The following is a 23,535-nucleotide window of genomic DNA, read 5'->3' on the forward strand; positions in this document are numbered from 1 at the left end:
TGAAGATGAGGGGGCGGGATGCCTGCACGCATCCCGCCCGCGCCCTTTATCGCAGCAGTTCGCGCGCGATCGTGTTCTTCTGGATTTCCGACGACCCTTCATAGATGCGGGTGATGCGGATATCGCGATAGAGGCGTTCGATCGCAAAGCCCCGGCAATAGCCCGAACCGCCGAAAATCTGGACCGCCGTGTCGACGGTGCGGCTGCCTGCTTCGGTCGCGAACAGTTTCGCCATGGAGGCGAGTTCGCGGCGCTTTTCGCCCTGGTCATAACGCCAGCAGGCGTCGAGCAGGATCAGGCGGGCAGCGCGCATGTCGGTCGCCATCGTCGCGATATAGTGGCGGATCGCCTGGAAATCGGAGATGACGCCGCCAAAGGCCGGGCGCTGCTTGGATTCCTCGATCGCCAGTTCCAGCGCATATTCGCCCATGCCGACCGCCGTCGCGCCGACATTCATGCGGCCCTCGTTCAGTCCTTCGAGCGCATAATGGAAGCCACGGCCGAGTTCGCCGATCAGCGCGTCGGGGCCGACCTGACATTCGTCGAAGGTCAGTTCATAGACGCCGGGCGTCGCCGTCCCCATCAGTTCGATCGTGCCGGTGACGGCGAAGCCGGGCGTGTCGGCGGGCATCAGGAAGGCGGAAATGCCGCCGCGCGGCCCCGCGGCCTTGTCAGTATAGGCATAGACGATCACATATTTCGCGTTCTTGCCGTTCGAAATATAGGTCTTGCTGCCGGTGATGACCCAGCCGTCGGCGTTGCGGGTCGCGGTGGTGCGCATCGAACCCGGATCGGAACCGCTATTGGGTTCGGTCAGGGCAAAGGCGATGCCGATTTCGCCCGAACACATGCCGGGCAGCAGCGCTTCGCGCTGGGCTTCCGAGGCATGATACATGATGTTCTTGGCGCCCGGCCCCATGAGCGGGCGCAGTTCGGTCCAGAATTGGGGGGGAAGGCGGGCGAGTTCGATCTGCACGGCTGCCTGCGCAAGGGCGCCCAGGCCCAGGCCGCCATATTGTTCGGGCAGCGCCATGCCGAAATAGCCATTGTCGATCAGTGTCTTGCGCACGATCGGCGGCACTTTGCCGGTCGCCTGAAATTCGATTTCATGCGGCAGCAGGTCGCGCACGATATCGCGGGTGACGTCGCAAAATTCCTTGATGTCGTCGGGCAGTTCAAAGTCCACGGGGCAGCCTCCTTATGGTTCGACTCTGATGCGCGGATCACCGCGTTGTTCAATATTGGTCCTACCATTGGAATAATGGTCAGTCCATTAAATTTTCCGGTTTATGGAAGGGCTGCGGCTGTCCTTTGGGACAGTTGTCCTTTAGAGGTGGGGCAGCCCGATGACGCAAAAGCGCGCGGGCGCAGGGTAACAAGAGTAAGCGGCATGGCGACCGATCCGTTCGACCTCAATCTGCGCCACCTGCGCGCGCTGCTGGCGATCCGCGAACATGGCAGCATCACCGCCGCGGCCGACGTGGTGAGCTTGTCGCAACCGGCGTTGACGCAGGGGCTGGCGAAGCTGGAGCGGCAGTTCGGATACACGTTTTTCGAACGGCGGTCGGGTGGCATGGTGCCGACGCCGATGGGCGAGATCGTGATCGAGCGCGCCCGTGCGGCGCTGGATCATCTGTCGCAGGCAGCCAAGGGGCTGTCGGGCGTGTTTCAATATCCCGAACGGCTGATGACGATGACGCAGCTGCGCGCCTTCCTGGCGCTGGCGGAGGCGGGTAGCTTCGCGGCGGCGGCGCATGGCAGCACCTTGTCGCAGACGGCGGTGCATCGCGCGGTCGGCGACCTGGAGCAGATGATCGGCGGCAAGCTGGTCGAGCGGCGGGGGCGGGCGGTGTGGCTCAACCCGGCGGGGAAAAGGCTGGCGCGCGGCACGCGGCTCGCGGTGGCGGAGATCGTCGCGGCGCTGGCCGATATGGGGCTGGACAGCGGCAGCGGCAGCGAGGTCATCGCGTTCGGCGCGCTGCCATTGGCGCGGCCCTATCTGGTGCCGGCCGCGATGGCGCGGATGGCGCGGAGCGATCCGCGTGCGGCGTTCAAGGTGCTGGAGGGAAGCTGGCGCGAATTGGTGGAGCCGTTGCGCGATGGCGTGATCGACATGATCGTCGGCGCGCTGCGGCCCTATGAGATTGCCGACCTGTATCAATTGCCGTTGTCGGAGGATCGGTTGGTGATCGCGGCGGGGAGCCAGCATCCGCTGGCGGCCGAGGCGAGACCGACGATGGCGCAACTGGCGCGCTATCCCTGGATCGTGGCGCCGGCCAATTCGCCGCTGCGCGAACAGTGGGAGAAATTGTTTGGGGAGGGCGTGGCGCCGGCGGTCGCGCCGCCTGCGACCCCGATCGAGTGCGGGTCGGTCATGATCATCGGGCGGCTGCTGACCGAAGGCCATTTCCTGACCCTGTTGTCGCCCGACCAGGTGGCGTTGCAGATCCGCAGCGGGTTGCTGACCCAGATCGGTCCGCCGCTGGAGGACAGCAAGCGGGTGGTGGGGATCACCACGCGGCGCAGCTGGCGGCCGACTGCGACGCAGCGGCGCTTCCTGGAAATGGTGAGCGAGGCGGCCAAGGGCGAGCGGGTCGAAGGCGCGCCGCCCGATTTGCGGGAATCGGGCTGGGTGTGATGCCGCCCGCCTATGGCCGATCGATGGCCTGAAGCGCGGCGATCCGGCCCTTCAGCCGATTGGCGAGCGAGGGCCGGATCGGCTGTCCGGCGAGCAATTTGCGCCATGTATTGTAACTGATGCCGAAGCGGGCGTTGAGCGCTTCGTCGGTGCGGCCGGTGGCCAGCCTCTGCATCTGGAGGATCATCTCCTCCTCCAGATGCACGCCATTGCTGTTGCTGCTCTGCTGCACGGTGCGCGCCTCAGTCCAGATTGATCCAGACCGCCTTCGTCTCCAGATAATCCTCGATATGGTGCGGGCCGGATTCGCGGCCGAAACCGCTCATCTTGTAGCCGCCAAAGGGGACGGCGGGGTCGAGCATCTGGTAGCAATTGACCCAGACGGAGCCTGCGCGGATGCCGCGCGCCATGCGATGGGCGGTGCCAAGGTCGCGGGTCCATACGCCGCTGCCCAGGCCGAATTCGGTGGCGTTCGCGCGGGCCAGAACTTCATCCACCGTATCGAAGGTGAAGGCGGAGAGGACGGGGCCGAAAATCTCTTCCCGCGCGATCGTCATGTCGTCGGCGACATGGGTGAAGATCGTCGGTTCGATGAAATAGCCCGCATCATAGCCCGCGCCGCTCATGCGGCCGCCGCCGGTCAGGGGGCGGGCGCCCTCCGTGTTGGCGCCTGCGATGAAGGCGAGGATCTTGTCCATCTGAGGGGCGGAGACGACCGGTCCCATCTGGGTGGTGGGGTCGAGCGGGTCGCCGACCTTGATCGTCTTTGTGAAGGCGGCCAGCCGCTCCATAAATTCGTCGTGGATCGCGTTTTGCACGAACAGGCGGGTGCCCGCGCTGCAAATCTGGCCGGCATTGGCGAAGACCGCCATGGCGGCGGCCGGCACCGCCTTGTCCAGGTCGGCGTCGGCGAAGACGATGTTGGGCGACTTGCCGCCCAGTTCCACCGTAACGCGCTTCATCGACGCGGCGGCGGCGTGCAGGATCTTCTCGCCAACGCCGGTGGAGCCGGTGAAGGCGATCTTGTCGACGTCGGGATGGCTGGAGAGCGCCGCGCCCGCATCGCCCAGGCCGGTGACGATGTTGATGACGCCTTCGGGGACGCCGGCCTCAAGGCAAAGCTCGCCGAAACGGAGCGCGGAGAGGGGCGTCTGTTCGGCGGGCTTCATGACCAGGGTGCAGCCGGTGGCGAGGACCGGGCCGGCTTTCCAAACCGACATGCCGATCGGGCCGTTCCAGGGATTGATCGCCGCGACGACGCCGATCGGTTCCTTGAGCGTGTGCGAGAGGACGTCGCCGGGGGCGTTATTGTCTATCGTGTTGCCGGTGATGAGCATCGCCTGGCCGGCGTAATAGCGCAGCAGCGCGCCCGCGCGCGCCTTGCCCATGATGGTGCGGCTATAGGGCGCGCCAAGGTCGAGCGTGTCGAGCATCGCCAGTTCTTCGAAATGCGCCTCCACCAGATCGGCGAGGCGGAGCATGATGCGCTGCCGCTCGACCGGCTTCATCCGGCGCCATGGCCCCTCAAACGCGGCGCGGGCGGCCTTGACGGCGCGGTCCACATCTTCGGCGCCGCCCTGCGCGATCGTAGCGAGCAACTCGCCGGTGGCGGGGTTGCGGGTTTCGAAACGCTTGCCGGACAAAGCGGGGACGCGCTGGCCGTCGATCAGCATGTCCTGATCCGGCGTGTCGAGCAGGGCGGGGCGGGGGGGGATGGTCATCATGTTCATGGGGGCTCTCCGGGCCGCGATCAGGCGGCGATATTCGATGTGACGGCGTCTTCCAGGATGAAGCGGGCGGCGCGCTCGGCAATCATCATGGTGGGGGCGGAGGTGTTGCCGCTGATGATGTCCGGCATGACCGAGGCATCGACCACGCGCAGGCCGGACACGCCGCGCACGCGCAGGCGGCCGTCGACCACCGCCATGCGATCGCCATCCGGCCCCATTTTGCAGGTGCCGGTCGGGTGATAGGCGGTGTTGACGATCTTGCGCAGGGCGGCGTCGATCTCCGCGTCGCTCTGATGCTGGGCGCCCGGTTCGATTTCCGCGCCGGTCATGGCGGCCAGCGCGGGCTGGGCGAAGATGTGACGACATGCGCGGAAGCCGGCGATCAAGGTTTTCATGTCATAAGGATCGGCGAAGAAATTGGGGTCGATGACCGGCTTGTCCTCCGGCCGGTTGCTGGCCAGACGCACCGAGCCGGCGCTTTTGGGGCGCAGCAACTGGATCAGGCCCATATAGCCGTGGCGACGGGGGACGGATCGTGCGTCAAGCTTCAGCCCGGCAAGGAAGGTGATCTGAATGTCCGGGCGGCCGGTGCCGTCGGTGCAGAGGAAGCCGCCGGCCTCCGCCACATTGGACGCCAGCATCCCTTCCCGCTTGAACAGATATTTCAATGGGCTGGCGAGGATGCGGGGCAGCACCCTGGCCGAGACGGCGTAGGATTCGGCCGACGGGTTTTCCATCGCGACATGGACGGTCGGATGATCCTGCAAATGCTGGCCGACGCCGGGCAGGTGGTGGACGACATCGATGCCCATATCGTGCAGATGATCCTGCGGCCCAATCCCGGAGAGCATCAGCAATTGCGGCGAGTTGGTCGCCCCGGCGCACAGGATGATTTCACGCCGCGCGGAGATGGTGCTGCGCGCGCCGTCCTTTTCTATCTCCAGGCCGACGGCCTGGCCGCGATCGAACAGGATGCGGCGGACCATGGTTTCATCAAGGACGGTGAGGTTGGCGCGCTTGAGGGCGGGGTGGAGGAAGGCGCGGGCGCTCGACAGGCGGGTGCCGTTGCGCTGGTTAAGGTCATAGCGGCCGAAGCCATCCTGCCGTTCGCCAGCAAAATCGTCATTGCGCTGATGTCCTGCCTCTGCCGCCGCGTCGACGATGGCGGCGCTGACCGGGTTCCAGCTTTTGGGCTTCTGCACATCCAGTTCGCCGCCCTTGCCGTGCCAGCCTTTTTCGGGACCGGCATAATTTTCGACCGCCTTGAACGCGGGGAGGACGTCGTCATAGGCCCAGCCGTCATTGCCCGCCTTCGCCCAGGCGTCATAGTCGGCCTTTTGCCCGCGAATATAGACGCCGCCATTGATGGCGCTGCATCCGCCAAACAGCTTGCCGCGCGGAAAGTTGATTGTGCGGTTGTTGACAGCGGCGTTGCCAGTAAGCGCCTGTTTCCAATTATATTTTTCGTGCGGCAGCAGAAAGATATTGCCGACCGGCATGGCGGTCTTGAGGTTGACCGGCCATTTTTTGTCGGATGGTCCCGCTTCGATCAAGGCGACGCGGTTGGCGGGGTCAGCGGACAGACGATTGGCCATCAGGCTGCCCGCCGAACCCGATCCGATCACGATATAGTCGAAGCTGTCGCTCATGATAGTGCGTCCTTGCGGCCGAGCGCGGGCACATGGCCCCGCACGGCAATGAAACCCAGGGCGTTTACCAGCATCAGGGCGGCGAGCGCGCCGAAGAAGCCGAGATTGCCCCAGTCGATGAGCAGCGCGCCCGCCACCGCGCTGACGATCGCGCCGACCCGGCCGGCCGCGCCCATCAAGCCCAGGCCGCGGGCGCGCAGGCCGGTGGGAAAGGCATGGGCGCCGACCGCAAACATGGCGGACTGGGCGGCGCTGGCGAACAGGCCGAGCGCGCCGAGGCACGCGAGGACGGCGGCTTCGTTACGGCCGCCGCTGATGGGGAGCAGGGCGAGCGTGGCGCAGACGGCGGCGCCGACCAACGCCATCAGGATCAGCACCGGTCGGGAGCCGAAGCGGATGATGGCGAGCGACGCGATCATCGCGCCGATCGTGCCGCCCATGTTGAAGCTGGTGAGGCCCAGGCTGGCGGTCTGGAGGCCGAAGCCTGCGCTGTTGAGCATCGTGGGCGCCCAGTTGAACATCAGATAGATCATGAACATGCCGGAGAACATAGCGACAGAGAGCGCCAGCGTGTCGCGTAGCAGCGCGGCGCCGAACAGGTTGCGCATCGGTTCGAAGCGGGGCGCTTCCCCGGCGGCGAGCGGGACATGGGCGGCGGACGCGGGATTGGGATGGCCGATGCGGCGCAATATGCGGTCCAGTTCGGCGGCGCGATCGGGCCGTTCGGCAAGGTAGCGAGGGGATTCGGGCAGCACGAACCAGAGCCAGGCGACAAAGATCATCGTCACGGTGCCGCCGATATAGAAAAGCCAGCGCCAGCCAAGGCCCGGCAGGATCAGCGCGGCGGCGACCCCGCCCAATATGCCGCCGATGGAGACGCACACCACGCCGAAGGTGACGGCGACGCTGCGCCAGCGAACGGGGGTGAATTCCGCAATCATGGCGCTGGCGGTGCCGGGTACGCCGCCGAGGCCCACGCCTGCCAGCGTCTTCAAGGCTGCGACCTGCCACAGCGCGCCGGAAAAGCCGGTGAGCAGGGTTGCGACGCCAAAGATGGCGACGCCGATGATGAGCGCGCCACGGCGGCCGAAACGATCGCCGACCCAGCCCGACGTCAGCGTGCCGATGGCCATGCCGACGAAGCCGAGCGCGAAAACGGAGCCAAGCGCCGTTCGGTCGATTCCCCATTCCTTGAGCAGCGACGGCGCGGCGAGGCCGAGCATCTGGTTATCGAGGCCGTCGAGAATGACGGTCGCGGCGATCATCAGCACAGACCAGATCTGGTAGGACGACATGGGTATGTCGTCCAGCATCCCTTTTGTGCTGCTGCCTTCTATCGTGGCGACCGCCAAGACCTTCTCCTTACCCTTGGGCCGTTTGCGGCCGCTTCATTCATTTGCCGGTATGAAATTGGAAAACCGGAATATCGCTTTTACAGGTCCAGCACTAGGTTGGCGCTTTTCGATCCCGAACAGCAGACCATGATTGATCTGTTCGCAGCCTTGTCGTCATCGGAGAGGAAATGGTCGCGATGGTCGGGAATGCCGTCCAGAACCTTGACCTCGCAGGTGCCGCAAATCCCTTCGGAACAGGCGAAGCCGACATTGACGCCGGCGCTCAGCAGCGCGTCGAGCATCGTTTCGCCTTCTTCGACCGCGATAGTCTTGCCGCTCTTGGCCAGTTCCAGCGTATAGCCGCCTTCGGTCGCCATCTCGGTTTCGGCTGAGAAATATTCGATATGGGCGTGACCCTTGGGCCGGTCGCAATTGGTGGCCAGGAAGGCGTCAAGCATCCCGCCCGGACCGCAGCAATAGAGATGCGCGTCGGCAGGCGCCGCGGCGCAGATGGCCTTCAGGTCGAGGCGGCGACCGCCGGGAATGCCGTCATAGGCGATCTCGACCTGGTCGTAATCGGACAGGCGATCGACATAGGCGGCGCGTTCCGGGGAGGCGGCGACATAATGCAACTCCCAGCTCTTGCCGAGCTTCTCCAGCCGCGCGATCATCGGCAGCATTGGCGTGATGCCGATGCCGCCGCCGATCATCACGGTGTGGTTGGCATCTTCCACCATCGGGAAGTTGTTTTTCGGTTCGGAGATTTCGAGAATCTGGCCGACCTGCCATTTTTCATGGATGTGGCGCGACCCGCCGCGGCCATCGATCGCATGATGGACGGCGATTTCATAATAGCTCCGGATCGCGGGATCATTGACCAGCGAATAGCTGCGCGCCAGCCCCGGCGAGAGCTGGACGTCGACATGGGCGCCGGGATCAAAGGCCGGCATCAGCCCGCCATCGACGGGTTCGAGGATGTAGCTGTTGATGCCTTCGGCTTCCCAGCGGATATTCTTCAATCGTGCGCGCATCACCCTCTCCGTCCGGTGCGATGCGTCTCTTGGCAGGGCCGGGACGCCATGGATCGGCGAACCGGACAAACCGCAATGCGTTTCGTCACCTTTATCATCCTTGTCTGAGGCGCCGGGGCATGGATCGCCCCGGTCCTTATATATGCCTTATTCAGCCGCTTCGACCTTGTCGGGCCAGCGCACCGCCTTGGCCAGCGCCGATTCATAGGCATTGGCCAGCGTGTCGCTGGGGTCGTGCAGGAACGACCCTGCGCGCGCGCGGTAGAAGATGCTGGGATCCTCGATCCCCGGCGGCAAGGTGCCCTTGTTGGCGAGCGCACGGGCGGCAAGCAGCACGCGGCGGCGGACGCGGGCGATCATCTGGTCGGTGGGGGCCAGATTTTCGAAGCTATGGTCGGTGATCGGTCCCATGCTTTCGGTCACCGCCTGATCCTGCATCGTGATGTTGGGGATGCCGGTGAACTGGGTGCCGTTGCGTTGGGAATCGCGGTCGATCGCCCAGTCGTTCGCCTGACTGTCAGGCGAGCGCCAGCGGCCATACCAGTCGGTGGTGGTCGGCGCATATTCGAGCGGCGCGAACAACGGCGTGCCGTCCTTGAGCGTGGAGGTATAGGCTGGATTGCCCGCATCCACGCCGCAGGTGATGTCGAACAGCATCGAATGTTCGTCGTCCATCGGCACCCAGGCGCGGGCGATGGCGCGGGTCGCGAAACGGTTGTTGGGCGTCTGCGTCCAGAAGGGGAACATATAATGGGCGACGCGCCAGCTCATCTGGCCATCGTCGTTCGGGCGATAGCCGCCATACATGACGCCCCAGTCAGCCTGCGCCACTTCATAGTCGGGCGCGCGGTTGAGGACGGTCGGGCGCATCGGATGATCCTCGTCCAGGTCGTCCGCCTCGATCGAGCCGACATGGAGGAAGCCGACATGGCTGGTGTCGATGTCGCCTTCCAGCGCCTGGAGCCAGTTGCAATCGCGTTGCAGGCACCAGATTTCGGCGTCCGGGTGCATCGTCGCTTCGATTTCGGGCAGCGGCGGCGGGGCGGACTGGTTTTCGCCCATATAGACCCAGATCAGACCATTGGCTTCATGCGTCTTATACGCCTTGGCATGGACTTTCTCCTTGAAGTCCATGCGGGCGGGGACGGACGGCATGTCGACGCATTTGCCGTCCACGTCGAACTTCCAGCCATGATAGACGCAGCGTATGCCGTTTTCTTCATTGCGGCCGATGAACAGCGACGCGCAGCGGTGCGGGCAGCGGTGGTCCATGATGCCGACCCGGCCGCTGCTGTCGCGGAAGGCGATCAGCTTTTCGCACAGGATCATCAGACGCAGCGGATCGCCATCGGCCTTCACTTCGGATGACAGGCAAGCGGGCATCCAATATTGGCGCATCATTGTGCCCATGACCGTGCCCGGTCCAACCCTGGTCATGTCGGCGCTATCAGTGGACTGCATGAGTTTTTCAGCCTCTTCCTTGCTTGTCGTTATTGGCGCGGCCTGAATCAAAGCCGGCGCCATTCCCTGGTCCCTGAATAGAGGGTCGCAGTCACACGCCCCAATCGGAATGTGGTCGGACCATTCAATAATCGGGACGATACTATTGCACCTCTTTCTTTTTTGCTGCTTCACGCTTCCCAGGCGGCGTCAAGCCGTGTCGTTAAGGGAGAGTCCGGGCCATGCCTTTCAGTTTCAAAACATCCTCAGCACTCAGCGCGATCGCCGCTATGATCGTGGCCGCGCCGGCCTTTGCGCAGGCCGATCAGGCCGCGCCTCAGCGGGTTGCGCCGCAGGATAATCTGTTCCCCGAAGATATCGTCGTGACCGCAGAGCGGCGCGAATCGACGGTGCGCGAAGTGCCTTTCTCGATCGCGGCATTCGGCGGCGAGTTGCTGCGTGAGGCGCAGGTATACAGCCCCGCCGCGCTGACGCAGCAGATGCCGGGCATCACCGTCAACACCGCCGACAAGTCGCTGTCGATCGTCGCGATCCGCGGCAATGTGTCGACCTTCCGCACCGCCACGCTGGACACGCCGGTCGCCTATTTCATGGACGACGTCTATTATGTGTTCAACAACGACCTGAACGCCAATTTCTACGACACCGATCGCGTCGAGGTGCTGCGCGGGCCGCAGGGCACGTTGTTCGGGCGCAATGTGGTGGGCGGCGCTATCGCCGTCATCACCAAGAATCCCGACTTCAAGGATGATTATTACGCCCAGATCACCGGCGGCAATGGCGGCTATGTGCGGACCGAGGGCATGGTCAACGGCACGCTGGTCGATGACAAGATCGCCGGCCGCTTCGCGTTCAGCACCGAACATAATGACGGTCTGATCGACACGCCGAACCAGTCGGGCAGCTATGGCAAGTCGGACAGCTATTCGGCCCGCGGCAAATTGCTGTTCCAGCCGACGGACACGCTCAAGATCGTCCTGTCGGGCGATTACAGCTATACCAAAGGCAATGGCGGCGCGATCCAGCTCGGCATCGGCGGCAATCAAGTCATTCCCGATACGTTCGGCGATTTCAGCGACGACAAGTGGACGAATAACGACTTCGTGTCCTCGCCCTATCGCCAGCGTCTGCGCGGCGGCTATTTGCGCGGCGACCTGGACCTGCTGGGCGGCACGCTGACGTCGATCACCGGCTATCGCATGAATGACAGCCGCGCGATCAACGACGACGTGCCGGTTGGCACCGAAGTCCCCGTGTTCGACCGCCGCCAGGTGGTGAAAAACCGCAGCTTCACGCAGGAAGTCCGCTTCGCCTCCGCGCCGGGCCGCTTCTCCTATGTGGTCGGGGCCTATTTCCTGTCGGCCGATGTTTCGACCACCAACATCTTCTTCTACAGCCCGCTGCCCGGTTCGGCGGTCAACGCCAGCGTGCGCCGCAACCCGGAGGTGACCAATATCACCCGCGTTCAGGAAGGCAATGTCCGCAGCCTGGCCGTGTTCGGCGAAGCGACCTTCGAGATCACCGACAAGCTGGCCGTCGTGGCCGGCGGCCGTTACACGTCGGACCGCAAGAAGATCGACTATCACGCCTTCTCGACCACGGACGCGGGCGCCATTCCCGGCTTCGGTTTCCCCGGCGAAGTCTTCGCGTCGGGCGGCAAGACCTGGGACGCCTTCACCCCGCGCTTCACGATCAAGTTCGAACCGATGGACAAGGTCAACATGTATGCGACCTATGCCAAGGGCTTCAAGTCGGGCGGCTTCGTCGACAATGCCTATCGCAACCCGACCATCCCGCTGGAGCCGGAGAAGGCGGAGAATTACGAAATCGGCGCCAAGTCGCGCCTGTTCGACAACAAGCTGGACCTGAACGTCGCGCTGTTCCGCCAGACGACGAAGAATCTCCAGAATTTCTCCGGCGCAGGCGGCATCGCCCATACCTATAATGGTACGCTCAAGATGAAGGGGCTGGAGGTCGAATCCGTGATTCGTCCGGTCGAAGATCTGCGCCTGACCGCCAATTACACGCATCTGGTGGGCAAATATACCGACCTGCGCGATCCGCTGGTGAACCTGGATTATTCGGGCAATCCGGCCAAGTTCGCGCCGCGCGACAGCTTCACTGTGGGTGCGGCCTATACCGGACGCCTGAGCAATGGCGCGACGCTGACGCCGCAGGCCGACTTCAACTTCTCTACCCGCATCTCGACCGATGATGCGAACACGCTGCGCCTCTACGACAATCTGCACGAGGATACCCGCGGGCGGACGCTCAATGCGCGGTTGAATTACGAGACAGCGGACGGGCGGTTCCAGATCGGCTTGTGGGGCAAGAATCTCACCAACAACTATCAGATCGTCAATGCGGACGACATCACCGCCTTCCTGGCTGTGCCCGGTAACGGCACCACCTATTGGAAGATCTTCACCAACACGCCGCGGACCTATGGCCTGACGCTGTCGTTCCGCCACTAATATCCTGGGGCGGGGAAGGTGATGCCTTCCCCGCCTTTTCTTTCGCCAGTTTCAGGACGGACATATGACCGAACAATTCACCCTTCCCGCCAATGGCAGTTTTTCCTTTGCCGGGCGCACCGCGCTGGTGACCGGCGGCGGGCGCGGCGTGGGGGAGGCGGTGGCGCGCGAAATCCATGCAGGTGGCGGGCGCGTGGCGGTGAGCGACGTCGATATCGATGTCGCGCAGGCGGTGGCGGCTTCGCTGGACCCGTCGGGCGAAACGGCGATCGCCCTGACGCTGGACGTGCGGGAAAAGGATCATTTCCTGGCCGCGCGGGACAAGATGGCGGCCCTTTGGGGCAAGGTCGATATTGTGGTGAACAACGCAGGCTTCGCCAAGCGGACGCCGACGCAGGATATTTCACCCGAAGAGTTCGACGCGATCGTCCAGATCAACATGCGCAGCGTGTTCCTGAGCTGCCAGATATTCTCCGAACATATGCGTGAGAATGGCTATGGCCGGATCGTTAACATCACCTCGCTCGCCGGGCAGAATGGCGGGACGGTGGCATCGCCCCATTATGCCGCGTCGAAGGCCGGGGCGATCATGCTGACCAAATATTTCGCGCGCTATCTGGCCGGGACGGGCGTGACCGTAAACGCCATCGCGCCCGGCCCGATCGACACCGCCAAGGCGCGGCTGTCGGCCGAGCAGATCGCGCGGGTCGAGGGCGAAGTGCCGGTCGGCCGCTTCATGGCCGTGGGCGAGATCGCGGCGGCGACGGCGCTGCTGGCGTCGGACCGGGGCGGTTTTTTTGTAGGTGCGACGCTGGATATGAACGGGGGGCTGTATTTGCGGTGATCCCGCTTTGCCATGTTCATTTCCCGCTTTTCTTATGGCTTTATGGGATTGCGATTGGCGCTGGCGCACGGCCCATCCATAATCATGCCCAACAATAGGGTAGCGCCGGAGCAGTGAACCGCCCGGCCGAATACTGGAGAGTAGCATGTTCATTTACAACGCATGGTATGTGGCCGCCTTTGCCGCCGATATCGAACCGGGCAAGACGCTAGGGCGCAAATATCTGAACAAGGCGGTCGTGCTGTTCCGCACCGAAGCTGGTGAGATCGCCGCGCTGGAGGACAGGTGCAGCCACCGCGCCATGCCGCTGTCCGCCGGGCATGTCGACGGCGACGTCCTGCGCTGCTGCTATCATGGCGTCGAGTTCAACGGCAAGGGCGCCTGCACCCGCATCCCTAACCAGGCGCGCATCCCCGCGTCCGCCAACGTTCGCCATTATCCCGTGGTGGAGAAGGATCATCTGATCTGGATCTGGATGGGCGAACCGGCGCTGGCCGATCCCTCGATCATCGTAGATAGCCCCGAACATAATGATCCGGCCTGGACCTGGAGGCCTTATAACTTCCCGGTGAAGGCCAATTGGCAGCTGATCATCGACAATATCATGGACCTGACCCATGTGCCCTATATCCATGCGCGCACGATCGGCGGGAACCCGGAACAACATTATAATGCCGACACCAAGGTCGAGTTTGACGGCCGCAAGGTGACATTGCTGCGCAAGATGCCCAATTCGATCCCGCCCAAATCCTATATCGACGCGGGCGGCTTCAAGGGTCGGGTGGATCGCTGGCAGGAAGTGCGGTTCGAACCGGGCATTGGCATGACCTGCCGCGTCAATGCGGGCGGGTGCGATGTCGGCACCGGCGCCTATGAAGGCAAGCGCGACAATGGCTTCATGCTGGCGAACAATCATTTCATCACGCCAGAAACCGAAACGACCAGCCATTATCTGTGGACCATCTGCACCACAGCGCCCAAGGAAAGCGGCGTGCCCGATGTGCTGTTCGACCAGTTTTTCGACACCATCACGGAAGACGAGGTCACATTGCAGGCGCAGCAGGCCCGGATCGACGACGAACCCGAACGGCCCTTCATCGGTATTGCCAGCGATGGCGCGGTCAACCAGGCACGGCGTCTGTTGAGCGCGATGCAGGAAGCGGAGGAAGGCGGCAAGGTCGCCGCCTGATCCCAGCGCATATGCCCCGTAGCGGCCTGACATCATGCCGAACGTGCGGGGCATATTGCGTATTCCGATAATATAACGGCTTGCCCGGCCCGGCGCGTCATGCTGTAGCGGGCCTATGAAGATGCGCGAACTGGAGGACCGGACCGGAGTCCATCGGGAAACCATCCGCGTCTATCTGCGCGAAGGACTAATCCCGGAACCAGCGCGTCCGCGCAAGACCGTCGCCGACTATGGCGAGGAGCATGTGCAGGCGATTCTCGCCGTGCGGCGACTCCAGCGCGAAAACAGGCTGACGCTGGCGCAGATCAAAGCGATCATCGGCGGCGAGGGGACCGAGGGGCGGGTCGAGGCCAGCGCCTTCGACCAGTTGGAGCAGTTGGTCGCGCATCGCGTCGGCGTGGATGGGCCGCCTGTCATGATCGCTTCGCTGCTGGAGCGCTATCCGCACGCGGCCCAAGACGCCCGGACATTGGCGACGATCGGCATCCTGGACATCATCGAGACGGAGCAGGGCGATGCGCTGAGCATCACTTGCGCGCAACTGGTCCGCATCTGGGGAGACATGCGGCGGGCCGGGTTCGACCAGCGGCTTAATTACACCCCGGAGATTCTGGGCTTTTACCGCCAGGCCGCCGATTTCGTCGGGCGATGGGAAGCGGCCACTTTCCTGGCGCGCGTAGACGGCCATATCGCCGTGGACGATGCCGCGACCATGGTCGAACATGCGCTGCCGTTGATGCTCGATTTTTTCGGCCTGCTGCGTCAGCGCGCTTTCTTTGCCCATGTCGACGCAATCCGCGCTGGTGCGCAAACCGATCGCCCCGACGACATGGCCATGACCTTGCCACCCTTGCCCTGAACATCGTGCCGTGACTGGCGGCCTGGCGGATCGTCCGCCGGGCGGCCGCGGTTTATAGCTGGCGAAAAAAAATCCCGGCGCCGAATAGGCAGCTCTATTCAAACTTTGGGTCATCATTCAGTTTCGAGGATGGCGAACGCGCATTTAGACCCAAAAAAGCCCGAAAATAGGCGGCTTAGGCGAAAAATAACGCTGAATGGTCCGACCGATATTAACGATTGACGAATCTCGTCCCTCAGTTACGTAATGAACCTACGCAATACGTATATCGCCGTAAGGCAGCGTATCAGGAGAGGGTAGTTTCATGGCGACTTCGCTGGATGCCGACGTGCGTCCGATCATCCCCGACGACATAGCCCGGATCGTTATCGCGCCCAAAAGCTATACCGACGACGCGACCATTTATGGCGCGTTCAAGTGGCTGCGCGACAATATGCCGCTGGGGATCGCGCAGGTTCCGGGCTACGACCCGATCTGGGTCGTCACCAAACATGCCGACATCAAGGAAGTGGAGCGCAACGGCAAGCTGTTCCACAATGCCGATCACAACCCGATTCTGGTCGATCAGGCGTCCGACGCCTTCACGCGGGAAATCAACGGCGGGTCGATCCGCATCCTGTCGTCGCTGACCTATATGGACCCGCCCGAACATGCGTCCTACCGCACGTTGACATCCAACTGGTTCCTGCCCGGCCGGATCAGCAAGCTGGAGGAACAGATCCGCGTCCTGGCGCGCAAGTCGGTCGACAATCTGCTGAGTTTCGACGGCGAATGTGATTTCGTCCGCGATTTCGCGCTGCATTATCCGCTGCGCGTCATCATGACGCTATTTGGCGTGCCGCCTGAAGACGAGCCGCGTATGCTCAAGCTGACGCAGGAATTTTTCGGCGTCCATGATCCCGAAGAACAGCGGCCCGAAATGGCGACAGACCCTGTGGTGGCGGCGAAGCAATGGGCTGCCTCGATCGAGGATTTCTACACCTATTTCGACAAGCTGAGTGCTGATCGTCGTGAAAATCCGACCGACGACCTGTTGTCGTTGATCGCCAATTCCCGGATCAACGGCGCGCCGATCCCGCGTAACGAGGCGAACGGCTATTATGTCGCGATCGCTACCGCAGGGCATGACACCACGTCGTCGTCCACCGCAGGCGGGCTGCACGGCATGATGCTCTATCCCGAAAATTGGGCGAAGGTGAAGGCGGACCCGTCGCTGATCCCCGGCCTGGTCGACGAAGCGATCCGCTGGACCAGCCCGGTCAAGCATTTCATGCGCAACGCGACGGCCGACACGCAGGTGCGCGGCATGGACATTCGCGCGATGGAACGACTGATGATCTGCTATCCGTCGGGCAACCGCGACGAGGCGGTCTTTGCCGACGCGGACCGTTTCGACATCACCCGGTCGCCCAACCCGCACATCGCCTTTGGTTTCGGCCCGCATATGTGCCTGGGGCAACATCTGGCCAAGCTGGAGATGCGCATCCTGTTCGAGGAACTGCTGCCGCATCTGGAATCCGTCGAATTGGCGGGCGACCCGCGCATGGTCGAGACCAATTTCGTCGGCGGGTACAAGGCGCTGCCGATCCGCTTCAAGCGAAGCTGAACCCTCTCCCCCTGGGCCGCGCCCTGAAAGGCGGGCGCGGCTCCTTCTTTTTCACGCCCGGAGACTGTTTCCATGAACGCACCAACGACCATCGCCGCCGGACTGCATGGCGAACCGGGATTTGAAGTTCGTCTGCCATCGCAAAAGATGCTGATCGGCGGTGCGTGGGAAGATGCCGGGGACGGCCGCACCATCGCGGTGGAGGATCCCGCCACCGGCCAGGCTTTCGCGACCGTTCCCGCGGGCACGGCGGCCGATGTGGACCGGGCGGTGACGAAGGCGCGGGCTGCGTTCGAATCCGCCGCATGGAGCCGGATGCGCCCGCTCGATCGTGGCAAGATCATCGAGGCGATCGCCCGCAAGATCGAGGATCATGCGCAGGAACTGGCGCTGCTCGAAAGCTATGACAATGGCAAGGCGGTGCATCATGCGCTGGCCGTGGATGTGCCGGCCGCCGTCGACATTTTTCGCTACATGGCGGGCTGGGCGTCCAAAATCTATGGGCAGGTAAACCCGATTTCGGGGGATGGCCGTCAATATCACAGCTATTCCGTGCGCGAACCGATCGGCGTCGTGGGACAGATCGTGCCTTGGAACTATCCGCTCGCCATGGCCGCGTGGAAGATCGCGTCGGCCCTGGCCGCAGGGTGCACCATCGTGCTCAAGCCGTCGGAGGTCACGCCGCTGACTGCGCTGCGTCTGGCCGAACTGGCGCTGGAGGCGGGGCTGCCCGAAGGCGTGCTGAACATCGTCACCGGCTATGGCCATGAAGCGGGGCAGGCGCTGGTCGAGCATCCCGGCATCGACAAGATCGCCTTCACCGGGTCGACCCGCGTAGGCAAGCAGATCGTCCAGACCTGCGCCAAGGATCTCAAGCGCGTCACGCTGGAACTGGGCGGCAAGTCGCCTTCGCTGATCTTCGCCGACGCGGACCTCGACAAGGCGGCGATCGGCGCGGCGCTGGCCATCTTCTTCAACAGCGGGCAGGTCTGCCTTGCCGCATCGCGCCTCTATGTCGAACGGTCGGTGTTCGACAAGGTGGTCGACGGCGTGGCCCAGGTCGCCAAGACGTTCAAGCTGGGCCATGGGCGCGACCCCGACACGATGCTGGGACCGCTGGTGTCCAAAGTGCAGCAGGGCCGGGTGCTCGATTATATCGAACAGGGCAAGGCGAGCGGTGCGGACCTGGTCACCGGCGGCGGCACCGGCGATCGCGAAGGCTATTTCGTGGAGCCGACCATCTTCGCCAATCCCGACGTCGACGCCAGCATCGTGCGGGAGGAAATTTTCGGCCCGGTGCTGGTCGCCACGCCATTCGACGATGTCGAGGAAGTGGTCCGCCAAGCCAACGACACCCGTTATGGCCTGGCCGCGAATATCTGGACCCGCGACCTGTCGCGCGCGCATCTGACAGCGCGCAAATTGCAGGCCGGTACGGTGTGGATCAACACCCACGGCATGAACGATCCGTCGGCGCCCTTTGGCGGCGTGAAGGAATCGGGCTGGGGCCGCGAAGTCGGCGAGGAAGGCGTGCTGCATTATACCGAAACCAAGACGGTCACGGCGCTGCTGGACGACTGAGCCGATATTTACCTGAAAATACGCAAAAATTATCAACGAAAATCACAATTGGAGGGGAAGAAATGAAACGCAATTTTTCACGATTGATGCGTTCGGCGGGCGTGGTCGGGCTGGTGGCGGCCAGCCCTGCCTTCGCGCAGGATCAGGCGGCGCCCCAATCGGCCGCCGCATCGACATCGCAACCATCGCCCGACGGTGAAATCATCGTGACCGCCAACAAGCGGTCGGAAAATATCAACAAGGTCGGCCTGTCCATCACGGCCGTATCGGGCGAAGCGCTCGAAAGCCGCAAGGTCACTTCGCTGGAGGATATCGCCAGCGTCGTGCCGGGTCTTGCCTTTGCATCGAGCACCGCCAACACACCCATCTTCACCCTGCGTGGCGTGGGTTTCAACGAAAGTTCGCTGGGCGTCTATCCGGCGGTCAGCGTCTATCTCGACCAGACCCCGCTGCCTTTCCCGGTGATGGCCAGCCATACCGCATTCGACCTGGAACGGGTGGAAGTGCTCAAGGGACCGCAGGGCACGCTGTTTGGCCAGAATTCGACGGGCGGCGCGATCAATTATATCGCCGCCAAGCCGACATCCGCGTTCGAAGCGGGCGGCGACATCAGCTATGGCCGTTTCAACCAGGTGGACGGCAATGCCTTCATAAGCGGACCGATCACGCAAAATCTGCGCTTTCGTCTCGCGGGGACGGCGTTGCACGCCGACGACTGGCAGAAAAGCTACACCCGCAACGACAAGCTGGGCGAGCAGGAATATTATGCCGGACGCTTCCTGCTGGACTGGACGCCAGCCGATACGGTGCGTTTTGCGCTGAACATCAATGGCTGGCGCGACAAGTCCGATCCGCAGGCGCAGCAGTTGGTGCTCAAATTCGGTCAGATTCCCGCCTTTGCCAAGCCTGAATTGCTGAACTATCCCTTCGCGCCGGACAATGCGCGCGCAGCCGACTGGTCGACCGGCGCGCTTCGTCCGCGTGCGGATCGCAAATTCTTCCAGGCGGCGCTGCGCAGCGACATCGACCTGAGCGACGATCTGACGCTGACGTCACTGACATCCTATGATGATTACAAGCAGGATCAGGTCACCGACGGCGACGGCATGAACCTCATCGTGTTCGATCTGGAACGCAATGACGGCTATATTCATTCCTTCAATCAGGAACTGCGTCTGGCCAACGATCAGTCCGGGACCTTCCGCTGGATATTGGGCGCGAATTACGAAAAGAGCACAACCTTCGAAAATCAGGTTCTGCGCTATATCGACAGCACCAACTATAATCCCAACAACCTGTTCATCAACGCCAGTGGCGTAACCAACAAGCAGAAGATCGAGAATTACGCCTTCTTCGGTAATGCGGAATATAAGCTGACCGAAGAACTGACGCTCAAGGGCGCGGCGCGCTACACCAAGAGCCGCAACAACGCCAATATCTGCGGCTATGCGGCCGGTGACGGCAATGTCGCCGATCTGTTCAACCTGCTCGGAACGCTGCTGGGCAGCGTGCCGTTCACCCCGATCGGCAACACCGACTGTTATTCGCTGAACGAGAATAACGTCCCCGGCGAGCCCTATATCCGCACGCTCAAGGAGGATAATGTCTCATGGCGTGTCGGCCTGGATTATCAGGTGACGCCGCAGACGCTGGTCTATGCCAACGCTTCGCGCGGGTACAAGGCCGGCTCCTATCCCAGCCTGGCCGCCGCGACCTACACCGCGCTTTCGCCCGTGACGCAGGAATCGGTCACGGCCTATGAGGCGGGGGTAAAGACGCAATTGTTCGATCGCATGGTCTCGCTCAACTTCGCGGCCTTCTATTATGATTATCGCGACAAGCAGATCCGCGGCAAGACGCCCGACCCGATCTTCGGTATTCTCGACGTGCTGGTCAACGTGCCCAAATCGCGCATTCAGGGCGCGGAGGCCGATGTCACCTTCCGTCCGGTCGAAGGGCTGACGATCGCTGCGGCGGGCACCTATCTGGACTCCAAGGTGAAGCGCTATACCGGCGTGAACGTGATTGGCGTGAACAATGATTTCAGCGGCGATCCGTTGCCGTTCACGCCTAAATGGTCGGGTTCGCTGAACGTCGATTACAAGGTCGAAATGCCCGATGGCGGCGCCCCCTTCGTTGGCTTCACCATCGCCGGTCGCAGCGCGTCGGATGCGACGCTGGGCGGTCGCCGGATCACCTTCCCGGCATCGCCCGCGACGATCCTCAAGCCCGGTGTCGACTATATCTACAAGATTGACGGCTATACGACGGTCGATGGTCGCATCGGCTATGTCGCGCGCGACGAACGCTGGCGAGTCAGCCTGTGGGCCAAGAATATCTTTAACCGCTATTATTGGACCAACGTCATTCCCGCCAATGACAATTCCGCCCGGTTCGCCGGCCGGCCTGCGACCTATGGCGTGACGGTCGGTTTCAACTTCAGATAACAGCCGACGCGGCCGCTGACCGGCGGCCGCGTCCTTCTCGCGTCCGTGCATTGAGGAAAGATTATGGAACTCACCACCGCCTATATGACCGAAAATTGTGAGCGCCACATTTCCAATCCCGCTATCCCGAAATGGAGCCAGAGCTACTATTTCAACTTTTATGACCGGCAGGCGAAATTGGGCGGGTTCATTCGCTTCGGCTTCATGGAGAATATGGGCGAAACCAACGGCTTCGCGATTTTCTTCATGGACGGAAAGCCGCTCTTCACCCGCGTCAACATGAATCTGCCTTACACCCAGGATCGTCCGGTAGGCGGGGTGACCGTGGCGGGTGTGCGCGTCGAGGCGGTGCGGCCGTCGCAGACCTGCCGGATTACCATCGATACCGAGGATTTCGGCGTCGACCTCTGCTGGGATCAACGCTTTCCGATGGGCGACAGCATCGTGCCGGGCAATGAGGACGACGCGATCGCGCGGGAACTGGCCTATATCCATCTGGAAGGGGCCTGCGACGTCACCGGCACGGTGCGCCTGCGCACTGGACAGACCATCACGATCAAGGATGCGGGCTTTCGCGACGTCAGCTGCGGCCCGCGCAACTGGGCCGGGGTGCAGCATTACCGGCTGGCATGGCCGATCTTCGACAATGGCATGTCCTGCGTCGCGGTCCACGCCATCACCGAGCAGGGTGAGGGCTATCAGAAGATCCTGCACGACGGGCAGCGCTGGCATCATATCGGTCGTGTCGAGGAGGTGATCGAATACGAGCCCGACGAGATGGGCTTCAAACATGTCCACTGGAAGGTGTGGGACGAGGATGACCGCTTGTGGGAGTTTACCGCCAAGCCGTTGTTCCGCTGGCAGTTTCCCTTCGACAGTTTCGTGATGGTCGAACAAATGATGGAATATCGGCTGAGCGACGGGACGGTTGGCTACGGCATGGGCGAAGGCGGCTTCCGCTTTCCCTGGGAAGGCAATGGCAATTGACATGAGCGAGATCATCGACGCGCCGCCGATCGACAGGATCGATATTTGGAACCGCGACGACATGGAGCCGCGCATCCGGGAGATACTCGACCGGACCGTGCGGGACCGGGTGAAAGGCCCCTATGCGGCGAAGACCGATAGCGAGGTCATCGCCATGCTGGAGCGCTATTTCGCCAGGACCGAAGGGCTGGAAGCGATCGGCATTTCCGACGTGGCGCGCATGGCGGGCGGCGCTTCGAAGGAGCAGTTCGCCTTCACCTTGCGGCATAAGGGCGACGGGGTGGGGGAGCGGCTGGTGCTGCGCATGGACCCGCTGGAGGCGATTTCGCAAACCTGTCGCGGTCGCGAGGCGCAGGTGCATGTGGCGTTTGCGGGCATATTGCCGGTCGCATCGGTCCGCAGCGTCGATGCGGACGGCGAGATAATGGGCCAGCCGGCGATCATACTGGGCTTCGTCAATGGCGTGACCGAACCGAGCGAAGGCACGGGGCATGGCGTGTCGGGCATCGGCACGCGCTATGACGATTGGGCCGCCAAGCTGGCGCCGCAATTTATCGACGCGCTGGCGCAGGTGCATCGGTTCGACTGGCGCTCCGCCGACCTGTCCTATTATGCGGCGCCCGAAGCGGGGACGCGACAGGCGGCGATCTGGCAGGTCAACTGGTGGTCGCAGGTCTGGTGGGACGGCGTCGTCCAGCCGGTCGCGATGGTGACCTATGCCGAACGCTGGCTGCGCGAACATGCGCCGATCTGCGACGCGCCCGTCATGTGCCACAGCGATCTGCGGCTGGGCAATTTTATGTTCGAGGAGCCAAGCGGCAAGTTCACCGCCGTACTGGACTGGGAACTGGCGCATATCGGGGATTTCCACGAGGATATCGCTTGGGCTATCCAGCGCCTTTTTGGCACTTGGACGGACGATGGCACCTTCCTGGTGTGCGGGCTGATCGCGCGGGACGAGTTCCTGCGCGCCTATGAAGCCGCGTCCGGCAATCGCATCGATCCGGTGAAGCTGCGCTATTATGAGGTGCTCAACGCCTATAAATGCGCGGTGATCGACCTGGGCCAGGCGATGCGCGCCGCGACGCAGAGCAATAATCACCAGGATATCATCCTCACCTGGCTCGGCTCCGCCGGCGCCGTGTTCCTGGAACAACTCGTCATGCTCATTCGGGAGGCCTGATCCATGCTGCCCAATATCGACCTGCGCATCGCGAACATGATCAAGGCGCTGGAGCAGGTAGTCCTGCCCGCGCTGCCGCGCGACCAGCGCCTGGCCCGCGATCAGGCCATGCTGGTGGCCGGTCACTTGCGCATGATGGGCGAACAATGGAAGTCCGCGCTCCGTTACGAGCAGGTGGCGCTTGACGATTTGCAGGGACTCGCCCGGCAATTGCTGCCCGCTGCGTCGGCCTTGCTGGCGGACGATCTGAAAGCCGCGCTGGCCATGGCGCAGGCGTGCGATCGCGCCAGCGTGACCGCGATCGAACGGGCCAATATCGACCTTGGCCACGCCGTCGATGCGGTCATTCTGGGCGGAACGGATCATGCGCCGCTGCCGCCCGCCTCGATCGACGCGCTGCTCGACTATGCGCTGCGCCATGCCCGGCGGGAGCGAAGCTGGTTCAAGGCTAACCGGCTCGACCCCGACCAGAACGACCTGCCTGACCTGGAGACGATGCTGGCTGACGCTGACTGAAGGCGC

Annotated in this window: 18 protein-coding genes; 11 read left to right on the top strand and 7 right to left on the bottom strand. The window is 63.0% G+C overall.

The window, feature by feature from the left end; all coding sequences use genetic code 11:
* Positions 1-46 precede the first annotated feature (46 nt).
* Positions 47-1,186: an acyl-CoA dehydrogenase family protein gene (locus tag sphantq_RS16280; protein WP_272798999.1), complete on the bottom strand. Its 1,140-nt coding sequence runs from the start codon at positions 1,184-1,186 to the stop codon at positions 47-49.
* Positions 1,187-1,390: 204 nt separating this feature from the next.
* Between sphantq_RS16280 and sphantq_RS16285 the strand changes: the two genes are divergently transcribed.
* Positions 1,391-2,638 (top strand): LysR family transcriptional regulator, encoded by a 1,248-nt coding sequence (locus sphantq_RS16285; protein WP_066601322.1) that lies wholly within the window; start codon positions 1,391-1,393, stop codon positions 2,636-2,638.
* Between the two features lie 10 nt (positions 2,639-2,648).
* On the opposite strand, the gene sphantq_RS16290 is transcribed toward sphantq_RS16285, so the two are convergent.
* The 6 genes from sphantq_RS16290 to sphantq_RS16315 all read right to left on the bottom strand — a co-directional run bounded on the left by sphantq_RS16290 (position 2,649) and on the right by sphantq_RS16315 (position 9,843).
* Positions 2,649-2,870, bottom strand: coding sequence for a DDE transposase family protein (locus sphantq_RS16290; protein WP_066601324.1), 222 nt, complete (start codon positions 2,868-2,870; stop codon positions 2,649-2,651).
* Positions 2,871-2,880: 10 nt separating this feature from the next.
* Positions 2,881-4,368, bottom strand: a complete 1,488-nt coding sequence (locus sphantq_RS16295) for an aldehyde dehydrogenase family protein (protein ID WP_272799000.1) — start codon at positions 4,366-4,368, stop codon at positions 2,881-2,883.
* 20 nt (positions 4,369-4,388) lie between these two features.
* Positions 4,389-6,017: a GMC family oxidoreductase gene (locus tag sphantq_RS16300; RefSeq protein WP_272799001.1), complete on the bottom strand. Its 1,629-nt coding sequence runs from the start codon at positions 6,015-6,017 to the stop codon at positions 4,389-4,391.
* Positions 6,014-7,369, bottom strand: a complete 1,356-nt coding sequence (locus tag sphantq_RS16305) for an MFS transporter (RefSeq protein ID WP_242496018.1) — start codon at positions 7,367-7,369, stop codon at positions 6,014-6,016. Before sphantq_RS16305 ends, sphantq_RS16300 begins: the two co-directional genes overlap by 4 nt.
* An 80-nt stretch (positions 7,370-7,449) precedes the next feature.
* Positions 7,450-8,382 (bottom strand): PDR/VanB family oxidoreductase, encoded by a 933-nt coding sequence (locus sphantq_RS16310; RefSeq protein ID WP_066601330.1) that lies wholly within the window; start codon positions 8,380-8,382, stop codon positions 7,450-7,452.
* Between the two features lie 147 nt (positions 8,383-8,529).
* Entirely contained in the window at positions 8,530-9,843 is a 1,314-nt protein-coding gene (locus sphantq_RS16315; protein ID WP_242496017.1) for a Rieske 2Fe-2S domain-containing protein, read from the bottom strand.
* Positions 9,844-10,064: 221 nt separating this feature from the next.
* Between sphantq_RS16315 and sphantq_RS16320 the strand changes: the two genes are divergently transcribed.
* From sphantq_RS16320 to sphantq_RS16365, 10 genes are all read left to right on the top strand, one after another.
* The gene (locus sphantq_RS16320) at positions 10,065-12,317 is read left to right on the top strand and encodes a TonB-dependent receptor (protein ID WP_272799002.1); all 2,253 of its coding nucleotides are present in this window, start codon (positions 10,065-10,067) and stop codon (positions 12,315-12,317) included.
* A gap of 64 nt (positions 12,318-12,381) precedes the next feature.
* Positions 12,382-13,161, top strand: coding sequence for an SDR family NAD(P)-dependent oxidoreductase (locus tag sphantq_RS16325; RefSeq protein WP_129926557.1), 780 nt, complete (start codon positions 12,382-12,384; stop codon positions 13,159-13,161).
* Between the two features lie 145 nt (positions 13,162-13,306).
* Positions 13,307-14,350, top strand: coding sequence for an aromatic ring-hydroxylating dioxygenase subunit alpha (locus tag sphantq_RS16330; RefSeq protein ID WP_066601337.1), 1,044 nt, complete (start codon positions 13,307-13,309; stop codon positions 14,348-14,350).
* 115 nt (positions 14,351-14,465) lie between these two features.
* Entirely contained in the window at positions 14,466-15,209 is a 744-nt protein-coding gene (locus sphantq_RS16335) for a MerR family transcriptional regulator (protein ID WP_066601339.1), read from the top strand.
* Between the two features lie 304 nt (positions 15,210-15,513).
* Positions 15,514-16,815, top strand: coding sequence for a cytochrome P450 (locus tag sphantq_RS16340; protein WP_066601341.1), 1,302 nt, complete (start codon positions 15,514-15,516; stop codon positions 16,813-16,815).
* Positions 16,816-16,962: 147 nt separating this feature from the next.
* Positions 16,963-18,396: an aldehyde dehydrogenase family protein gene (locus sphantq_RS16345; protein WP_443021561.1), complete on the top strand. Its 1,434-nt coding sequence runs from the start codon at positions 16,963-16,965 to the stop codon at positions 18,394-18,396.
* 62 nt (positions 18,397-18,458) lie between these two features.
* Positions 18,459-20,843, top strand: coding sequence for a TonB-dependent receptor (locus sphantq_RS16350; protein ID WP_272799004.1), 2,385 nt, complete (start codon positions 18,459-18,461; stop codon positions 20,841-20,843).
* Between the two features lie 63 nt (positions 20,844-20,906).
* On the top strand, positions 20,907-21,830 hold the full coding sequence (locus tag sphantq_RS16355; protein ID WP_066601345.1) for a DUF7064 domain-containing protein: 924 nt from the start codon (positions 20,907-20,909) through the stop codon (positions 21,828-21,830).
* Between the two features lies 1 nt (position 21,831).
* A complete protein-coding gene (locus tag sphantq_RS16360; protein WP_242496015.1) occupies positions 21,832-23,013 on the top strand; it encodes a phosphotransferase family protein in 1,182 nt (393 codons plus the stop codon).
* Between the two features lie 3 nt (positions 23,014-23,016).
* Positions 23,017-23,529 (top strand): hypothetical protein, encoded by a 513-nt coding sequence (locus sphantq_RS16365; protein WP_066601348.1) that lies wholly within the window; start codon positions 23,017-23,019, stop codon positions 23,527-23,529.
* The last annotated feature ends 6 nt before the right edge of the window (positions 23,530-23,535 follow it).

The sequence above is a fragment of the Sphingobium sp. AntQ-1 genome (assembly GCF_028538045.1).
Classification (GTDB): Bacteria; Pseudomonadota; Alphaproteobacteria; order Sphingomonadales; family Sphingomonadaceae; genus Sphingobium; species Sphingobium cupriresistens.

Excerpts from the sequence above, each read along its gene's own strand:
- sphantq_RS16335 (WP_066601339.1), top strand. The coding sequence starts at position 14,466 with ATGAAGATGCGCGAACTGGAGGACCGGACCGGAGTCCATCGGGAAACC.
- sphantq_RS16295 (WP_272799000.1), bottom strand. The coding sequence starts at position 4,368 with ATGAACATGATGACCATCCCCCCCCGCCCCGCCCTGCTCGACACGCCG.
- sphantq_RS16330 (WP_066601337.1), top strand. The coding sequence starts at position 13,307 with ATGTTCATTTACAACGCATGGTATGTGGCCGCCTTTGCCGCCGATATC.
- sphantq_RS16315 (WP_242496017.1), bottom strand. The coding sequence starts at position 9,843 with ATGCAGTCCACTGATAGCGCCGACATGACCAGGGTTGGACCGGGCACG.
- sphantq_RS16345 (WP_443021561.1), top strand. The coding sequence starts at position 16,963 with ATGCTGATCGGCGGTGCGTGGGAAGATGCCGGGGACGGCCGCACCATC.
- sphantq_RS16325 (WP_129926557.1), top strand. The coding sequence starts at position 12,382 with ATGACCGAACAATTCACCCTTCCCGCCAATGGCAGTTTTTCCTTTGCC.
- sphantq_RS16340 (WP_066601341.1), top strand. The coding sequence starts at position 15,514 with ATGGCGACTTCGCTGGATGCCGACGTGCGTCCGATCATCCCCGACGAC.
- sphantq_RS16285 (WP_066601322.1), top strand. The coding sequence starts at position 1,391 with ATGGCGACCGATCCGTTCGACCTCAATCTGCGCCACCTGCGCGCGCTG.
- sphantq_RS16320 (WP_272799002.1), top strand. The coding sequence starts at position 10,065 with ATGCCTTTCAGTTTCAAAACATCCTCAGCACTCAGCGCGATCGCCGCT.
- sphantq_RS16365 (WP_066601348.1), top strand. The coding sequence starts at position 23,017 with ATGCTGCCCAATATCGACCTGCGCATCGCGAACATGATCAAGGCGCTG.
- sphantq_RS16310 (WP_066601330.1), bottom strand. The coding sequence starts at position 8,382 with ATGCGCGCACGATTGAAGAATATCCGCTGGGAAGCCGAAGGCATCAAC.
- sphantq_RS16355 (WP_066601345.1), top strand. The coding sequence starts at position 20,907 with ATGGAACTCACCACCGCCTATATGACCGAAAATTGTGAGCGCCACATT.
- sphantq_RS16300 (WP_272799001.1), bottom strand. The coding sequence starts at position 6,017 with ATGAGCGACAGCTTCGACTATATCGTGATCGGATCGGGTTCGGCGGGC.
- sphantq_RS16350 (WP_272799004.1), top strand. The coding sequence starts at position 18,459 with ATGAAACGCAATTTTTCACGATTGATGCGTTCGGCGGGCGTGGTCGGG.
- sphantq_RS16360 (WP_242496015.1), top strand. The coding sequence starts at position 21,832 with ATGAGCGAGATCATCGACGCGCCGCCGATCGACAGGATCGATATTTGG.